This window comes from Bacillus sp. es.036 (genome assembly GCF_002563635.1).
In the GTDB taxonomy this organism is placed as follows: domain Bacteria; phylum Bacillota; class Bacilli; order Bacillales; family Guptibacillaceae; genus Guptibacillus.
The window spans coordinates 1,141,091-1,157,905 of sequence record NZ_PDIZ01000001.1 but is presented as its reverse complement, the minus strand read 5'-3'; the positions used below and the strand labels follow the sequence as shown (position 1 = coordinate 1,157,905).

15 protein-coding genes are annotated in these 16,815 nt (G+C 42.1%); all 15 read right to left on the bottom strand.

Going from position 1 to position 16,815, the window contains the following annotated elements; genetic code table 11:
- Positions 1-10 precede the first annotated feature (10 nt).
- Positions 11-2,611, bottom strand: a complete 2,601-nt coding sequence (gene mutS / locus ATG70_RS05950; RefSeq protein ID WP_098443432.1) for a DNA mismatch repair protein MutS — start codon at positions 2,609-2,611, stop codon at positions 11-13.
- Between the two features lie 252 nt (positions 2,612-2,863).
- Entirely contained in the window at positions 2,864-3,418 is a 555-nt protein-coding gene (locus ATG70_RS05945) for an outer spore coat protein CotE (protein WP_098443431.1), read from the bottom strand.
- Between the two features lie 254 nt (positions 3,419-3,672).
- Complete coding sequence (locus tag ATG70_RS05940) at positions 3,673-4,410, bottom strand: phosphotransferase family protein (protein ID WP_098443430.1); 738 nt, start codon at positions 4,408-4,410, stop codon at positions 3,673-3,675.
- 23 nt (positions 4,411-4,433) lie between these two features.
- On the bottom strand, positions 4,434-4,952 hold the full coding sequence (locus tag ATG70_RS05935; protein WP_098443429.1) for a DUF6886 family protein: 519 nt from the start codon (positions 4,950-4,952) through the stop codon (positions 4,434-4,436).
- A gap of 27 nt (positions 4,953-4,979) precedes the next feature.
- Positions 4,980-5,774, bottom strand: a complete 795-nt coding sequence (locus ATG70_RS05930) for an aminoglycoside adenylyltransferase domain-containing protein (RefSeq protein WP_098443428.1) — start codon at positions 5,772-5,774, stop codon at positions 4,980-4,982.
- A 346-nt stretch (positions 5,775-6,120) separates the two neighbouring features.
- Positions 6,121-6,954 carry an alpha/beta fold hydrolase gene (locus ATG70_RS05920; RefSeq protein WP_098443427.1) on the bottom strand — a complete coding sequence of 278 codons (834 nt, stop codon included), beginning with the start codon at positions 6,952-6,954 and terminating at the stop codon, positions 6,121-6,123.
- A 197-nt stretch (positions 6,955-7,151) separates the two neighbouring features.
- Positions 7,152-7,568: a RicAFT regulatory complex protein RicA family protein gene (locus ATG70_RS05915; protein WP_098443426.1), complete on the bottom strand. Its 417-nt coding sequence runs from the start codon at positions 7,566-7,568 to the stop codon at positions 7,152-7,154.
- A complete protein-coding gene (gene miaB, locus ATG70_RS05910) occupies positions 7,568-9,100 on the bottom strand; it encodes a tRNA (N6-isopentenyl adenosine(37)-C2)-methylthiotransferase MiaB (RefSeq protein ID WP_098443425.1) in 1,533 nt (510 codons plus the stop codon). The genes ATG70_RS05915 and miaB overlap by 1 nt, the downstream gene beginning before the upstream one ends.
- Before the next feature lie 299 nt (positions 9,101-9,399).
- Positions 9,400-10,575 (bottom strand): glycine C-acetyltransferase, encoded by a 1,176-nt coding sequence (locus ATG70_RS05905; RefSeq protein ID WP_098443424.1) that lies wholly within the window; start codon positions 10,573-10,575, stop codon positions 9,400-9,402.
- A gap of 43 nt (positions 10,576-10,618) precedes the next feature.
- Entirely contained in the window at positions 10,619-11,659 is a 1,041-nt protein-coding gene (tdh, locus tag ATG70_RS05900) for an L-threonine 3-dehydrogenase (protein ID WP_179886195.1), read from the bottom strand.
- Positions 11,660-11,846: 187 nt separating this feature from the next.
- Positions 11,847-12,713, bottom strand: coding sequence for a 2-oxoacid:ferredoxin oxidoreductase subunit beta (locus ATG70_RS05895; protein WP_098443423.1), 867 nt, complete (start codon positions 12,711-12,713; stop codon positions 11,847-11,849).
- Positions 12,700-14,451 (bottom strand): 2-oxoacid:acceptor oxidoreductase subunit alpha, encoded by a 1,752-nt coding sequence (locus tag ATG70_RS05890; protein ID WP_098443422.1) that lies wholly within the window; start codon positions 14,449-14,451, stop codon positions 12,700-12,702. The genes ATG70_RS05895 and ATG70_RS05890 overlap by 14 nt, the downstream gene beginning before the upstream one ends.
- Positions 14,452-14,560: 109 nt before the next feature.
- Positions 14,561-15,484, bottom strand: coding sequence for a dipeptidase (locus tag ATG70_RS05885; protein ID WP_098443421.1), 924 nt, complete (start codon positions 15,482-15,484; stop codon positions 14,561-14,563).
- 88 nt (positions 15,485-15,572) lie between these two features.
- A complete protein-coding gene (gene spoVS / locus ATG70_RS05880; protein ID WP_044391806.1) occupies positions 15,573-15,833 on the bottom strand; it encodes a stage V sporulation protein SpoVS in 261 nt (86 codons plus the stop codon).
- A 101-nt stretch (positions 15,834-15,934) separates the two neighbouring features.
- Positions 15,935-16,729: a TIGR00282 family metallophosphoesterase gene (locus ATG70_RS05875; protein WP_098443420.1), complete on the bottom strand. Its 795-nt coding sequence runs from the start codon at positions 16,727-16,729 to the stop codon at positions 15,935-15,937.
- Between the last annotated feature and the right edge of the window lie 86 nt (positions 16,730-16,815).

The following is a 16,815-nucleotide window of genomic DNA, read 5'->3' as shown; positions in this document are numbered from 1 at the left end:
CACCCTTTCTCTAAGACTTTAAGTGCTTCTTTAATTCATAAAGCGTATTGATCGCATCCATCGGCGTCATTTCCATAATATCTACTGACTTCAAGCGATCGAGAATCGCTTTTTCACATGACGTACGGGCAGGCTTTTTCTTATCTTCCGCTTGATCGAAGAAGGCAAGCTGCGCTTCGTCTTCTTCCACCGTTTCTTTCTTCTCCACAGGTGCTTTTGGCGCTTTCGCAACATCTGGCTCTGCTTCAAATTCAGCTAATATCGCTTCCGCACGCTGAATGAGCGCATCAGGTAAGTTCGCAAGCTGCGCCACGTGAATGCCGTAACTTTTATCAGCAGATCCATCATGCACGCGGTGTAGGAAAACAACTCTTCCCTTTTCTTCTACCGCTTTAACGTGTACATTCTTTAAGCGATCAAGATCTTCCTCAAGCGTTGTCAGCTCATGGTAGTGCGTGGAAAACAGCGTTTTCGCTCGTACTTCGCTATGCACATATTCAATGATTGACTGTGCAAGCGCCATACCGTCATACGTTGAGGTGCCGCGACCAATTTCATCTAATAAGATCAAGCTATCTTGCGTAGCACGCGTTATCGCGTAGTTCGCTTCAAGCATTTCAACCATAAACGTACTTTGCCCTGCCGCGAGGTCATCCGCCGCCCCAATTCGCGTAAAGATTTGGTCAAACACAGGAAGCACCGCCGATTCTGCCGGAACGAAGCAGCCGATTTGCCCAAGAATGGAAATGAGCGCAAGCTGGCGCATGTACGTACTCTTACCACTCATGTTTGGCCCAGTAATTAAGAGAATTTCACGGTCGCGATCCATCATCACGTCGTTCGCGACATACTCTCTGCCTTTTAACATTTTCTCAACAACCGGGTGACGGCCACCTTCGACAGCCACTTTACGCTCTTTTGAAAAAATGGGTTTTGTGAAGCGATTCTCTTCACTAACAACCGCAAATGACTGAAGAACATCAAGCTCACTAATTTTTCTGGCAAGCTGCTGAAGCTCAGGGATGTAGGCCTTTACTTCTTCACGCAGTTTAGTAAACAAGCTATACTCCAAATCAACAATTTTTTCTTCAGCTTCCAAAATAAGCGTTTCTTTTTCTTTTAATTCAGGGGTAATAAAACGCTCCGCATTGGAAAGCGTCTGTTTCCGCTCATAGCGACCTTCTGGGAGGTTTGCAAGGTTTGATCGCGTTATTTCGATATAATAGCCGAACACTTTGTTGTAGCCAATTTTAAGTGATTTGATACCCGTTCGCTCACGTTCCTGCATTTGAAGTGCCGCGATCCAGTCTTTCCCGTTCCGGCTTGCATCTCGGTATTTATCAAGATCGGCATGATAGCCGTCTCGGATCATTTGCCCATCTTTCACAGAAAGCGGTGGGTTGTCTTCTATCGCTTCTTGGAGAAGCTGAACAAGATCATCACATGGAAGGATTTCTTCTGCAAGCTCATTCGCATACGGATTATCAAGAGATCCCACCGCTTGCTTAATCTCTGGAATTTTCTCTAGCGATTTGCGTAGCTGCACGAGGTCACGCGCATTTAGGTTACCAAACGCTACTTTCCCTGCAAGTCGCTCCAAATCATAGACGCCTTGAAGCTGTTCGCGAATTGTCTCACGTTCAAAAAACTGTTTCATAAGCGTCTCAACAAGCTCCTGACGCTTCTCGATTTCTCGCTGCTGTAAGAGTGGTCGCTCGACCCATTGCTTTAACAAACGCCCACCCATTGCCGTTACGGAACTATCTAAGAACCAGACGAGAGAGCCTGTCCGCTTTTTATCGCGAATCGTTTCAACGAGCTCTAGGTTTCGTTTTGAGTTCACATCTAGCTTCATGTATTGAGAAACGTGGTAGTGACGAAGCGGCTGGAGGTGATCCATCGATCGCTTTTGTGTACGAATTAAATATTGAAGCAATCTGCCAAACACTTGCAGGAGCTTCGGCTGGTCAATATGGTCACTTAACGTCTTTAATGCGTCCGGAATCGTCACATCATCTTCAATGGATACGGTCACAGTCATGCGTTCTTGAATGGCGTTCGATAGCGCTTCGCTGTCGTTCGCAAGAATCACTTCACGTGGGGCAAGATTTGAAAGCTCACCGATCACTTCATGATGATCACCAGCTAAAATCGTTGCCATCGATTCTCCAGTCGTTAAATCATTTGCTGCAAGCGCAAATGTCTCATCATCAAACGATGAGATCGCAACGATGTAGTTGTTTTCTTTTTCTTTAATTAAATGGTCTGACATAACCGTTCCTGGTGTAATGAGCTGAACAACTTCTCTTCGAACAACGCCTTTCGCCTGTTTCGGATCTTCCGTTTGCTCACAAATCGCTATTTTGTAACCTTTTGTTACGAGCTGTGATATATAATTTTCAGCAGCATGATAAGGCACACCACACATCGGAATGCGGTCTTCTCCCCCACCATCTCTGCTCGTTAATGTAATTTCCAATTCCTTCGATGCGCGCATCGCATCATCGAAGAACATTTCATAAAAATCGCCTAAACGAAAAAATAAAAAGGCATCCTGATACTCTGCCTTAATTCGCAAATATTGTTCCATCATCGGGGTATATCGAGCCATGTTTCTTCTCCACCAATCTTAAATCTAGTCACCTAACAGTATAGCATATCAGTAAAGCGGAAGCCTCCGTTTAGGCATGGCACTGGAACCTTTTCATTTGAATACGCTCTTTGTATTCAGAGGAAAAGGTGAAGTGACCGAGTGTCTGGGGGTTGGAGCTTGATCTGTAAAGCGTTAGCCTTTGTTTGAACAGAACAAGCGCATAATAACAAAATAAAAACCAGGAAGAAGGATTGCTTCTCCCTGGACGCACTATTCTTCAAGATCACCAATTAAGAAGTTCGGATCTAAATCCTCAAACTCTTCATCATCTACATCATAATCCCAATCATCATCGTCGTCATCTCCACAGCCGTCAGGATTGACGTATACGCAAATCTTCGTTTCACCGATAACTTCTACAAGAAACTCTCTTTCCACTTGTACAATCACCTTATGACCGCTCGGCGCAATGGTCGCTTCGAGACAGTTAGGCTCCTGAATTGCTTTTGCGACCACTTCATCAGCAACACAGTCTTTGTCTTTGTAGCGAAGAGGAATTTCTTCATGGTATTTAACTGTTTCTGTTACAACTTCTGTTTTGGTATTATGGCTGTAAGAATACCAGATATTAATGTCGTAAGAGCCTTCCACTTGGACAACGTCACCACGCTTCTTGGCAGTGAATTGATTGTTAATAATCCAGCAACCCAGAATACTAGAAGGCTTATGAGTTGGTGTTACTGTGTTTGTATCCTGTGTAAATTTACGCCCTTTTCCGCAAACAGCTTTGGCGAATATCTCTCTGTAATTATATTCCTCTGACATCGATCATACCTCCTCTTCCAATCTTCATTCTCATCCTATGCAAGACAAACGACCAGTGTTCCTCTTTTTTTCTTCACAGCAAAAGAACATAACCAACACCATAGAATAAAAGTTTTTTTATATATAAAGGCTGTTCCACTATCAGTCTATGTCTCGAATGTCCAATGCTTTACAACCTTTTGTGATTTTTTTAAAAAAGTATGGTACGTGAAAATTATATATTAAAATAAGTTAAGCCTAAACGCTTTATCCTCTTAGCCTTCATCAACAATTTCTAACAAGCGACCACTGTCTTCTGTTAATACTCCTTCGGATAAGCCTGCACCAGCAATAATCGGTGCCCACTCCATGATCTCTTCTTTTGATACGCCGGTTTTCATGCAATAGAGCTTTAAATACAGATCCGCTAACTCACTTGAAAATTGAGTATATAATAGATACGTTCTGTAAACGTCTGCTCGGCTATCCCCCGCACTTGCATCAACCCAATCAATAATCGTCACATGATCGCCCATTATCAGATTAAATAGATGAAAATCCCCATGGCAAAGCTGCTTCTTGACTGGCATTTCACTTAACTTAAAGAGTAATGCTGTTTTTTGAGATTGGCTTAATCGATCCGCTGTACCTATTTGGCGTGTTAGCTTTTTAGTCATCGGTTCAAACGCATCGGCGTTGATCTGATGAATGTTTTGTTGAATGTTAACTGACATTTCCATATAATAATTTGCTAGATTCTTATTCTCTAAAAGACGCTCACCTAATGTGCGTCCGCTAATTTTTTCCATGATGATCGCCTGTCTACCGTCTATTTTCGTTACATCCATAATTTTTGGGACCGGAAGACCTTTTGATAAAGCGTAACGTTGTTTCTCAGCTTCATAGAAAGAGGTTCCATCTGGAAGGTCTTTCCGGAATACCTTCACAATTTGATTTTGAACAGAGTAGATTTCCGCAGTATTTCCAGAAGCAATTGGATTTCCTAGCTTCATCTTCTTCTCTCCTCTTACCTTTTTTACCTCTTCGAAACGGCAAACTTCATCCGACACATTGACCAATGAAATGTTGTATGTTGGATCTCATCATGTATATCCCACAGCTGATCAACAAATCTCACTTCTACCTGACGACGGAATAACTCCTGAATGGGATGATCAATCTTAATCTTTTTTATTGGAACTTGGGCTGTATCACTCACATAGTAGCCGGCATTGTCGTCTTGTAGTTTAAAATGGATCGGATCGAACTCATTTAAATAAAGTTTTGTTTTCGTTATCGTTTCAAACCATCTATTTTCAATAACAACAGCATGTTGACAACTCGAAGATAAATACGTTTGCTTATCTGCATCTGACGTATTTGGCCCAACATGAAAGCAAACGCGCGGACAATTTCGTGGTGTTAAAAAGTTCGGTAAACAGGTTTCATTAACCGCCCATACAAGCCCTTTTGATTGGTCAAGATCTTGACGCGTAGGAATTCTTGGCTGAAATTCATGAATATCGTCTTCTTCACTGACATGAAAAATGCGCAAACGATCACCCCCTCCACGAATAAGTTGTCATACCAAGTAGGCTTGAACTTCTTTCGTTATGTAATGAGTAAACACGATTAACTCTTCTCGCTTAAATTCATAGGGGCTCTCTCCATCGACATAACAATGAAGTGCTTTTTGAACAGTTAATTTAATCTCTCTTGGCAAAGAGTCTAATCCCCAAATCCCCGCTTCTTTCTTTGATGAAATCACTCCATCTTTCACATACCTATAAACCCTTATCGTGTTTAAAATACTATAAACAGGCTTCCTGGTCATTCCTTCCACACATTCTTTGAAATCCACTAAAATAGAAGATAAATAATGTTCCCTTGGGATTCCCGGAAACGTTTGATTAATCGGTCGCCCATCGATACAAATTCCTCGCTCTGTCGTAATCGTAATATGAGCAGCAAGATCTGGGTCTTTGTGGACTTCTGCATTTATATATTCACTGGAATTTGTTTCTAAATCACGTTCATACCGCTCTCTCCAAAATTCGCTAAAATGAAAATCATAGGAACTCGGGTGTTCCCTAATCCTCAGGTGTTTTTCACGAAGCATACTCATTTCGAATGGAAATGGCTTTCTTGAAGTTGATAAATACAATTGTGCTAACTGTTTTTTCGTTTGAACGGTAACTCCCTTTTTGGTAATGACCAAAACATCAATATCGCTTCGTTTTGGATTAAATCCACCCATCGCTAACGAACCGTGTAAATAAAAACCTACATAATGACTACCAAGTATCCTTTTCGTCTCTACCATCAATTTCTTAACAAATTCAGCTACTTCAGCAGAGCAAGTATGCCAGTTAGACATGATAAGTTCACGCTCCAATCATAGAGGTGGTTATTTGTTCTATTCCGATTTAACGGCATCAACAATCAGCGAAACAAACCCCAACTTTCCTCGCGCATTACTTTGATCAAATCGAGTACAAATAGCAATTTAGAGCCGCTTCTTTTCCTTCCTCATAAGTAAAGTGCTCATAGACATGCTCTGATAGAATGGCTTCTATCGATAAAGTACTAAACTGCTAACGTCAATGTTCTCGATTTAATCAATCAAGATCCGATTCCTGCGTTTCGATCCAGCCAGGATTATTCGAATATTCTCCTGCCTCAATGACCCCTCGAACCTTCTCATCCTGTGGGGTATCATTCACCTACTCCCAGCTTGTTTTTATTTCATTTACAACGATCTCAGGGTTATCCCAGTGCAGCATGTGGGTGGTGTTTGAGATGCATTTAACCGTACTGCCTGTTTTCTCTTTGAAAATGGTTGAGATTCGGTTCCGCTGAACTTGCATACTTTCAGGCAATGTTGCTCTTAATAGAATGATCGTTGAAGGTAACGCTTCGTAGATATCAATCGTCTCATGTTTGTGCATCGCTTGAATGATGTACCCGGCGGTCTTGCCTCTCGCATGCCAGTAGAATTTACCGTCCTTCTCTAAAGCGAGATCGTTAGCAGCTAAATCCAATAACGATGAACGGCGAGATACGCCTCCATATACCGCTTCTTCTAAAAAAGAATCCCACGTTTCCACATACTCTTCAAAATCCTTTTCATAAAAAGCAATTTCTTCTTCCATCGACTGATTTCCCAAACGCTTTGTTTGGTAACCTCCATCGATTAGAATACTTCCTAAAACGCGGTCTCCATAATCATGAAGATAAAATAAAGCAACAAAACTTCCCCAAGAATGTGATAGAAAGTAAAAACGATCGATTTGGAGATGATCGATGATCTCGTTCAGCCACCGAGCCATTTGAGGCATTTCATATTGTTCTGCACGCTTAAAAGGAGGCGTTCTCCCATGACCAGGCGCATCTATTGCAATAACTCGATAGCGATTTTTAAGCTTCTCCCCTATTTCGACAAAGGATAAGCTTGTGCTCCCTAAACCGTGCAAACAAAAAATAACTGGAAGCTCTTTTTCTCCCCATTCAGTAAGATGAACGTGAATTGTTTCATCCTTTAGAAAATACCTTTTCATCTGTCAACTCCCCGAACCTCTCTACTCGCAAGATAAGCAACTTTTTCACCTATCGTGTTAGAAATTATATCGTCTCTCTGCTTATATTAGCATAATACCCCAGATAATTAAGAGAATATTTCGAAAGAAGAGGTCCCATGGCATTAAAAAAACCTTCCAATTCACGATTGGAAGGCTTTCGTATTCATATTATGCCGTTACTTACAACCAGGTCCCTGCTGGGTTGAGCCTGTTGTTCCTTCAAGGACGTTCCCACCAGTTGATTCAATAATTTCATCTGTCACTGTATTCGAAATCGTGTTAGCTACTAGCTGAAGAAGGTCATTTACATCAGACTGCGAGCGTTTGAATTCCTGCACGACAGGAATTTCATCCAGCTGCTGCATGAGCTTATCAATCCGCTCATCTTTCTCTTTCAACGCTTCATGCTTGCTGTAGTGCTGAAGATTTACCGCTTCTTTTTGCTCTAACTTAATTCGCGCAATTAAGCTTTGCACTTTTTTATTTTCATTGATCTTTTCTTCTGCCCGTTTGAAGAAATCGACTTCTTCTGTTTCTGAAACGAGTTTCGCAAGATCTTTTGCTTTTGCAATAACTTCCATTCTTGATATCATTATGCATTCACCTCAGCCGTTTTTTCAATATATTCGCCATCAAGTGACCACGTTTTTGCTTTTGTGATTTTCACCTGGACAATTTGACCAACTAATGATTTAGGACCTCTAAAGTTAACCACTTTGTTCTTGCTCGTATAGCCAGAAAGAACATCCGCATTTTTCTTACTTTCACCTTCTACAAGAACTTCCACGATTTGCCCTTCAAAAACAGCGTTGTTTTTCGCAGCCATTTCATTCACAAGGGCATTCAAGCGCTGAAGGCGTTCTTTCTTCACTTCCATTGGTACGTTATCTGTCATTTTAGCTGCTGGCGTGCCATCACGTTGGGAGTAAATAAAGGTATACGCACTGTCATACTCTACTTCTTTTACAAGTTGCATCGTTTCTTCGAACTGTTCGTCCGTTTCATTCGGGAAACCAACGATAATATCTGTTGTAAAGGTTGCGTTTGGCATAACCTTTTTAATCTTACGAACTAGCTCTAAATACGTCTCGCGCGTATAGCGACGGTTCATCAACTTCAGAACCTCATTGCTTCCACTTTGAACAGGAAGATGGATATGATCGACAAGATTGCCTCCCTGGCCAAGTACTTCCACAAGACGATCATCAAAGTCACGTGGATGACTCGTCGTGAAACGAACTCTAGGAATATCAATCTTATGAATCTCGTTCATAAGATCACCGAGGCCGTACTCAATATCTTCTAAATCTTTCCCGTAGGCGTTTACATTCTGTCCAAGGAGCGTCACTTCTTTATAGCCTTTTGCTGCTAAGTGGCGTACTTCCTGAATAATATCTTCAGGGCGACGGCTTCTTTCTTTACCTCGCGTATAAGGCACGATGCAATATGTACAGAATTTATCACAGCCGTACATGATGTTAACCCATGCTTTGATTTCGCCTTTTCTTGTCCGCGGAAGGTTTTCAATAATGTCACCTTCTTTTGACCATACTTCCATCACCATTTCTTTACCAAAGACTGCTTGCTCCATCAGTTCTGGAAGGCGGTGAATGTTATGTGTACCAAAGATTAAATCAACGAACTGATGCTTTTGCATGATGCGATTGACCACAGATTCTTCCTGTGACATACAGCCACATACACCAATGATCAAATCCGGATTTTCCATCTTTAATGGTTTTAAATGGCCAAGCTCACCAAATACTTTGTTCTCCGCATTTTCACGAATCGCACACGTATTGAGGAGAACAACATCCGCCTCTGTGACCTCCGTTGTAGCTTCAAAACCCATTTCTTCAAAAATCCCTGCCATTACTTCTGTATCGTGTTCATTCATTTGACATCCGTACGTGCGAATCAAAAACTTCTTATCTTTCCCAAGGTTTTTAATATTCTCTGGAATTTCAAAATCGTAATGAACGTTTACATTTTCTTTTCCTCTGCGCTTGGCATCTTTTAAGTTAGGTGCCTGGTACGTTGTCTGGAAATACTTCGCGTAATCTTCGGTCGTTTTCTCTGTTTTCTTTACATTGATTTGCGAATCCAGGCGCTGCTGTTCGTTCATGTCGTTCGACTCCTTTCTAATTAAAAAGGATGACCCTGCTATGAAAAAGAGCTCAATGCTCCTAAACTTAGAAAAACCTCGCTAATAGAAATAAATTCTATAAAAGCTTCCGTTTTATTCGTTATCCTTTATTGTCAATTAAGAAATGTGTAACTAATGGACATTCCTTTATTATAAGGGGTTCAGAGTATTTAATCAATAAAACCTGGAAAAGCCTCAGAGCACGATTAGGTGAACAAATAAAGAATGACCCCATTAGCCGAAAAAAAAGAGGAGGATCAGCCCCCTCTCTCTTTCTTTTATAGTATTCCAAGCTCTTTTGCAGACTTCTCAAATGCGTCTAATGCTTCTTGAAGGTCTTCTTTTGAATGCTGAGCCGTTACGATCGTACGCACGCGGCCTTTTCCTTTTGCAACAGTTGGAAAAGCAATCCCCTGCGCAAACACGCCGTTTTCAAATAGCTTATCGGAAAACTTATGCGTAAGTGCCTCATCACCAATGATGACAGGTGTTACTGGTGTTTCACTAATCCCTGTATCAAAACCAAGCTCTTTTAACCCAGCTTTAAAGAATTTTGTGTTGTCCCAAAGCTTCTCAATCAATTCAGGCTCTTCTACAAGAACATCAATTGCTGCTGAGCAAGCTGCTGTTACTGCAGGAGGATGAGATGTACTAAATAAGAACGGACGACCTTTATGAATCAAGTAATCGCGAAGTGTTTTCGTACTTGCAATGTAACCACCAAGAACGCCAATCGCCTTACTAAGTGTCCCAACCTGAATGTGAACGCGTCCGTTTAAGCCAAAGTGGTCAACCGTTCCACGGCCGTTCTCACCAAGTACGCCACTTGCATGAGCGTCATCAACCATGACAAGTGCATCATACTTTTCACATAGCTCGACAATTTCAGTTAGCGGCGCAATGTTTCCGTCCATTGAGAAGACCCCGTCTGTGACAACAAGACGCGTGCGATAATCTTGCGTTTCTTTCAATGCGCTCTCGAGATCTTCCATATCCGTATGCTTGTAAATACGACGTCCCGCTTTTGTTAAGCGAATGCCATCGATAATCGAAGCGTGGTTTAGTTCATCAGAAATAACGACATCTTCTTTTGTTAGGATCGCTGAAAGGACCGCCTGATTTGTAGCAAATCCTGATTGAAGAACGAGTGCCGCTTCCGTATGTTTAAATTCAGCAAGCTTTTCTTCAAACTGTTCGTGCATGGAGAGCGTTCCAGCAATGGTTCGAACAGAGCCTGTTCCTGCACCGTATTTTTCAACGGCTTCAATCGCTGCTTGCTTCATTTTCGGATGGTCCGTCAGTCCGAGATAGTTGTTTGAAGATAGCTGAATAACGTTTTTTCCTTTAATCGTAACGCGTGACCCTTGAGCAGACTCAAGTGGAATCAAGTTACGAAAAACACCTTCCTCCTGCATTTGATCAAGCTCTTCTTGGAGATATTCAAAACCTTTCATTGATCGGCCTCCTCATTAGTATGTAATGGCTCACGTGTGAGCCTTATGGATGTAATACTACCTTACCACATTTACCTTCAATCATTAATTCGAAGCCTTTTTCAAAGTCTTCAAGCGGGAAGTGATGCGTAATCATCGGCTCCACATCTACCTGTCCTGACTGCAAAAGCCCGGACACCTGGCGCCAAGTTTCGAACATTTTTCTTCCTGTAATGCCTTGAACGGTTATGCCTTTAAAAACAATGTCATTCGTAACATCAATTTCAACAGGACGGACTGGCAAACTAAGGATGGAAACACGTCCACCGTTTGTTACCATTTTAAAGCCCTGGTTCATCGCGATTGGATGTCCTGACATTTCACAAACAACGTCAACACCGTGCCCGTTAGTCAGCTCTTTCACAACGTGAAGTGGATCTTCGTTTCGAGAATTAATGACAGTCGTTGCGCCCATTTCTTTCGCAAGGTTCAGACGATAATCATTTAAATCAAGTGCGATAACCTGTGAAGCACCAGCTGCCTTCGCAACCCCTACAGCCATAATCCCAATCGGGCCACAACCGATAATCGCTACTGTCTTTCCAGCTACGTCTCCAGCGAGTACTGTATGAACGGCGTTACCCATCGGCTCTTGTACAGAAGCCACATCAAATGATAGTGACTCAGGATTTTTCCAGATGTTTTGAGATGGGAGCGCGACGTATTCTGCAAAGCAGCCATCCGTGTCGACACCAATAATTTTAGTATTTTCGCAAATATGAAACTTCCCTGTTAAACATTGTGGACATTGGTTGCAAACAATATGTGTTTCTGCTGAAACATGGTCTCCAACCTCCAGGTTCGTTACGTTCTTTCCTTTTTCTACGACAACTCCCGCAAACTCATGTCCAAAAACATAAGGAGGATTGACGCGACTCTGGGACCATTCATCCCACGTATAAATATGTACATCCGTACCGCAAATCGAAGTTGCCTTTACTTGAATTAATACTTCATTATCATTAATTTGTGGAATATCGACGGTTTGCAGCTGAGCACCTTTGCTACGTTCGTGTTTCACAATCGCCTTCATTTTTCCTTCCACAGCGTACACCTCACTTTTTCAAAACGTTCTTCAAACACTGTTATCACAAACATCGTATCATTTATCACTTATAACGTAAAGGTGATATGTCCTCCATACAAGGACACTTATAGTTTTATTTATGGAAAAGATTCGTTCATCCTTTTCAGCATAAAAAAACCCTTCATTACTTGAAGGGTTCGTCGCCTTACATAAACTCAGCCATTAACTCTGTAAATTTTTCTTCAGGAAGATTTAAGTCTTGTTTTGATAACGCACTAGAACTATATCCTCGAACTGATTCTTGGTACGATGGACGAGTTGGATTCTCGTAAATTAATCCTTTTACAAGTCCATTGTGCTCCATTAATGTTTGCATCGCCATCATCCGATTGTGTGGATCATAGCCTTCAATATCATTTAAACTAATAAGATTTTGTTTAAACCAGTCATACGTATTCACTTTATTGAACGTCACGCACGGGCTAAACACATTAATCAATGAAAAGCCTTTATGTTGAATTCCTTGTTCAATGATCGCTACGAGGTCCTTTAAATCGGTTGAAAAGCTTTGTGCTACAAAACCACAGCCGCTTGAGAGCGCGAGTTCCATGATGGAGAGAGAAGATTCAATTGATCCAGAAGGCGTACTTTTCGTTTTAAACCCTTCTGCACTCGTTGGAGAGGTCTGCCCTTTCGTTAAACCATAGATTTGATTGTCCATCACGATATACGTGATGTCTATATTTCGCCTCATCGCATGGATCGTGTGCCCCATTCCGATCGCAAAGCCATCGCCATCTCCCCCGGACGCAATCACGGTTAAATCGCGATTTGCCATTTTCACGCCCTGTGCAATTGGTAGCGAACGCCCATGAATCCCATGGAAACCATACGCATTGATGTAGCCACTAATACGACCCGAGCAGCCAATTCCAGAAATGACGGCAAGATCGTCTGGTTCTAGTCCCACATTCGCAGCCGCTCGTTGAATGGCTGCTTGTACGGAGAAATCTCCACAGCCAGGGCACCAGTTTGGCTTTACCTGATTACGAAAATCTTTAAATGTGGCCATTCGCGAACATCTCCTTACATTGTTGATGGATATCACCTGGTAAGAATGGATTGCCGTCGTATTTTAATATACTTTCAATCTTTTCACCGTACCCCGCGTTCATTTTTACGAGACTTGCCAGCTGGCCGGTTGCATTGTGTTCAATCACAATCACTTTCTTCGCCGCTTGTAACAATGGCTTAAGCTCATCTGCTGGAAATGGATGTACAAGACGAATTTGAGCATGATTGACTTTTAAGCCATCTGCTTCAAGTCTTGGGATAACTTCCTCGATACTTCCTCTCGTCGAGTTAAAACCAATTAGCAGCAAATCAGGCGCTTCATGCGGCGCTACTGTGTAAATCGGATTTTGAAAGGAGATGTTTTGAATTTTACGAAGTCTTTTCTCCATCTGATTTTTTCGATTTTGCGGAACTTCTGACGGTTTACCTGTTTCATCGTGCTCAACACCGGTTACGTGAAAAATACCATTTTTCGTTCCTGGAATGACACGATTTGAAACGCCATCATCCGTAATTTCAAAACGTTTATAGTACGACTTATCTTCTCTTTCAGCGATTTCTTGATCGTTCAGCTTACCCCTTCGAATGTTGATTTTATTGTAATCAAGCGGCTCAACGGATTGCTTGCCAAGAGATAATTGAAGATCTGAGAGTAAAATAACGGGACACTGATATTCCTCTGCGAGATTAAACGCTTCAATCGCATCATAGAATGCTTCCTCAACCGTACTCGGCGCAATGACAATCTTAGGAATCTCCCCATGCGTGCCATAAATCATCGCCAGCAAATCCGACTGCTCCTGCTTCGTTGGAAGTCCAGTACTTGGCCCACCGCGCTGGGTGTCGACGATGACGAGCGGCGTTTCGGTAATACCAGATAACCCGATGGCTTCCATCATGAGCGATAACCCCGGTCCGGCAGATGCCGTTAACGTTCTAACCCCCGCATAGTTTGAACCTATAGCCATCGTTGCCGCCGCGATTTCATCCTCTGTTTGCACAACGGTGCCACCAAATTCCGGAAGCTTCTTAATTAAGTATTCCATGATTTCTGATGCTGGGGTGATTGGGTAAGCTGCCATTAACCTTGCTCCACCTGCAAGCGCCCCTAGTGCAATCGCGTCATTGCCAATCATGAACAGGCGATTTTTCCCATCTGCTTTTTTAAGAGAAAGTGTTTGGACACTTTCCCCAGCAGAAGCTGTATAAGCATCGGCACCACGCTGAATAGCCTCCATGTTATTGTTGACGACTTTTTCGCCTTTTCGCCCAAAAATTTCTTCTACTACGGCTTGATACGTCGCAGTCTCTATACCTAGAGCAGCACTCGTAGCCCCGATTGCTACCATGTTTTTCATTAAAGAAGTGCCAAGTTCAGTCGCGATTTCAGTAAAGGGAATGATAACAAGTGTCGCCTGACAATGATCAGGCTTTACTGGTTTAAATTTGGCATCGGCTATAATGATTCCTCTACTATGAAGTTCATGTGCATTGACGTCGATCGTTTCTTGATCAAACGCAATCAGCATGTCGAGGTCATCTGAAACCGCTCGAACTTCTTTCGTGCTAACGCGAATTTTATTATTCGTATGCCCGCCTTTAATACGGGACGAGAAATGCCGGTAACCGTATAAATAGTAGCCAAGTCGATTTAATGCAATTGCAAATATTTCTCCTGTACTGTCTATTCCTTCACCCTGCTGTCCTCCAACTTTCCACGAAAGTTGTTCGATCATAACGTCCCACCCTTTCTAATCTAGTACCTGAAACCGCTTGCTTATATTACTAGTTCGAAATAGGATGATAATTCCCTGCTCTTAAAACTGACAATTCCTAAATTCTTACTTAGCTAGGGACTCTAGCAATCAAATTTTCACCTAAAAAGCCCTTTACCTGGTCGTCATTGTAATAGCGATGTAGCTCCTCAATAAGTCGAGGATAGTCGCTGTAACATGTTAGATCTTTCGGAACTTGATCAATACCATCAAAATCAGAGCCAAGTCCTATATTTTCCGCACCCCCGAGGCTACAAATGTGTTCAATATGATGGATAATATCCGAAACACTAGCATTGCGGTCATTACGCAAAAACTTTGGTACAAAAGTAACACCGATTAAGGCATCCTTTTCGATTAAAGACGTTAACTGCTGGTTATCAAGGTTCCTTGGGTGCGTGCAAATCGCTTTTGCATTGGAATGACTTGCGAGTACATATCGTCCATGTTCGACGACATCCCAGAAGGCCCGTACAGAAAGATGGGAAACATCTGTCCAAATCCGATGCTGGTTATGTAAATCAACAACGCTTCTACCAAAATCGGTTAATCCTGCGCCTCGCGATTCAAGGATACCGTCAGCCGTTGCATTCCCATAGTTCCATGTTAAACCAACTGATCGCACGCCGAGTCTGATCAATGTTTTTAACCTTGTTGCTTCGCGCCCAATCGCATCAACACCCTCTAGTGTTAGCATCACACCTATTTTCCCTTTAGGAAGCTGTTCTGCTTCTTTTTTTGAATAGACTGCTACGACGTCATCATAAGGTTTTACAATTTTCTCATGGAAAATATCCACCATCTCTAGCGCACAATCAAATTTAGCGGAATCTGGCACGTTTTCTGGAACGTAAATCGCAAAGAGCTGTAGCTTTGCTCCCGCTTTCCTCATTTGTTCAAGATTCGTATGAAGGCTTTGACCATTCTCAAATGAGAGAGACGGGTTAAGCCACATTTTACATAGCACGTCACAATGTGCATCTACTATATTCATGATGATCCTCCTTCATGCTTCCTATGGTTCAAATAAAAGTATAAAAAACCTGTTTGTAAAAACAAACAGGTTTTTCTGACGGAACTATTTAGCGAGGCTCTACAATAAGCTTAATTGCGGTACGCTCTTCACCATCAATTAATATATCAGTGAAAGCAGGGATACAAATGAGGTCAACGCCACTAGGTGCTACAAACCCTCTTGCGATGGCTACTGCCTTCACAGCCTGATTTAGTGCACCTGCTCCAATCGCTTGAATCTCGGCATTTCCGCGTTCCCGAAGGACGCCCGCAAGTGCACCAGCTACAGAATTAGGATTGGATTTTGCTGAAACTTTTAATATATCCATTATAGCCCCTCCTTAATTTGATCATCCATTACCACTCTAGACTATATTCCTTGTAAGAAGCTTGTATTCCTGCTGTTTCCGCCATTTTTTCCAAACGTTCTTTAATCATAGAATGGATGGTCGTCGTTAATGGCAATCCGTTCAATCTTGGTGGCCTTACCAGTTTTTGGATCTAGTGTTAAAAAGACCCCACTAAGTTGTTCCCGCCCTTTCGTTACTTCAAACCTCACAGGCATCGTTGTCAGGAACTTATTGATAACAGCTTCTCGCTCCATACCTAGAATGCCATCGTAAGGTCCTGTCATCCCAGCATCTGTTAAGTAAGCTGTCCCGCCAGGCAAAATACGCTCATCAGCCGTTTGCACATGAGTGTGCGTTCCAACAACCGCGGTTACTCTTCCATCAAGGTACCAGCCCATCGCTTGTTTTTCACTTGTTGTTTCTGCATGAAAATCAACAAAAATAACTGGTGTCCTTTCTCTCATTTCTTCAATCAGTTCATCCGCTTTACGGAAGGGATCATCCATTGCAGGAAGAAACGTTCGACCTTGCAGGTTAATGACGCCAACTTCAATGCCATTTATGTTTACAATCGTTGATCCATTTCCAGGTGTTCCTTCTGGATAATTTGCAGGTCTGACGAGCTTCGGAGCACGATCAATAAATTCAAAAATCTCTCGGTTATCCCACGTATGGTTCCCCATTGTAATGACTTGAGCACCTGACTCAAGAAAGCCACGATAAATTTTTTCTGTAATGCCACGCCCACTTGCAGCATTTTCTCCATTTACAATTGTAAAGGTAGGTTTATATTTTTTCTTTAAGCGAGGTAAATAGGTTGAAACCATATTGCGTCCAGGAGAACCGACAACGTCTCCAATAAATAAAATCTTCATATTAATGCTCCAATCTCTGTTTTCATTCTTTATCAGTTTATCAAAAGAAAGTATCATTCGTAAGTTTTTGGTGAAATTAAATAAAG